Raw genomic sequence first — 1,214 nt, forward strand, 5'->3', positions numbered from 1 at the left:
CTGTCCGTTCGCCTGCTGTTGGAATATATCTCCGTCCTGAAGCAGCTGGGCGTTTATCTTGTCATTCATAAGCCCGTAGCTTGTAATATCCCCTAAAGGGTTACGCCTAAAGCGCTTCACTTCTAAAGGCTGCTGCCCGTCGGTTATTTCCGCATTGTCTGTAAGGCCGCTTGCTTCTACTGCTTCTATAATTGCTTCCAGAAGTTCCCTTAAGGTGTCTTTGCTGTCTCTAAGAGCCTCTACATGCAAATAAAGTTCGTCTTTAAGCGCCTGTGTTGCATAGTTGGCATTTAATATTAGTTTGTCGCCCTTAAGCGTGCCTATTCCCATGTTTTTAAGCGCATCTGCGCTAGCCTCTTTGTACTGCCGCCTAGTTATCCTGTGTATGTCTTCCAGTAATACGGGCAATTGCTCTTTTGCATGGTTTATTATTGCACTTGCGCCGCCCTGGGCGATTTCTTCAAATCGTTTGCGCTGGATCTTGTCCAGAAAGACGTCAAGTTCTTCCTGCATGTTGTCCATAGCAGCCTGGTATTTTACTTGCTGGCTTAGCCACTCTTCCTTATTGTCCCTTGCTGCAGCCATAGCAGCCCTTAATGCTTCAAGTTCCGGCTGATATCCGTCTATTATTGCCTGTGACTGTAGTTTTTCTTCAACTGTTAATTCAATCATCATATTATTCACCTTTCTTAGTGTTCATGCCTTCACGCAATCCCAACAAAAAAGCATCTACACAAGCTTCAAATAATTTATCGTGCTGTGTTGGTGATATTTCGCTCTCTTCTGCCTTTTTAATTATCCGGGCTATTTCCTTCCTGTGTTTGAAAAATGGTGCCGAATCCATTTCCCCTATCATTTCCAGATTGTAAGTCTCATATGCACTTGTTGTCTTTTTCATATTTGTACCCTTTCTTCCATTGTGGAATAGTGCGGGCTTTTCTGCTATGATGTTGCATAGCATAAAGCCTTGTTGTTGGTTGCAGCATATCCTTGTTATTGGTTACTGCATAGCCTTGTTATTGGTTACTGCATAGCCTGTTAGCGTGTTGTGTCCTTGCTGGGTGTTTATGCTGTCCTGTGGGGGCTGTTTCGTTTTGCTGGCGGTACAGTCCCCCTTTTTATACCTATAGGCATTTAAGCCTAAGTGTATACTATGATTTTACTCTTAAACGCTCCTACTGTTCTCTAAGAAGTCCTGTAGGTCTTTTTCTGTT

Annotated in this window: 2 protein-coding genes; both read right to left on the minus strand. The window is 43.3% G+C overall.

What is annotated here, in order from left to right:
* The coding region (locus G630_RS22690; RefSeq protein WP_044959848.1) for a hypothetical protein at nt 1–675 on the minus strand (675 nt) is incomplete at its 3' end.
* A 1-nt stretch (nt 676) separates the two neighbouring features.
* Nucleotides 677–898: a hypothetical protein gene (locus tag G630_RS0117800; protein ID WP_155832027.1), complete on the minus strand. Its 222-nt coding sequence runs from the start codon at nt 896–898 to the stop codon at nt 677–679.
* Nucleotides 899–1,214 lie beyond the last annotated feature (316 nt).

The sequence above is a fragment of the Butyrivibrio sp. WCD2001 genome (assembly GCF_000424485.1).
Taxonomy (GTDB): domain Bacteria; phylum Bacillota; class Clostridia; order Lachnospirales; family Lachnospiraceae; genus Butyrivibrio.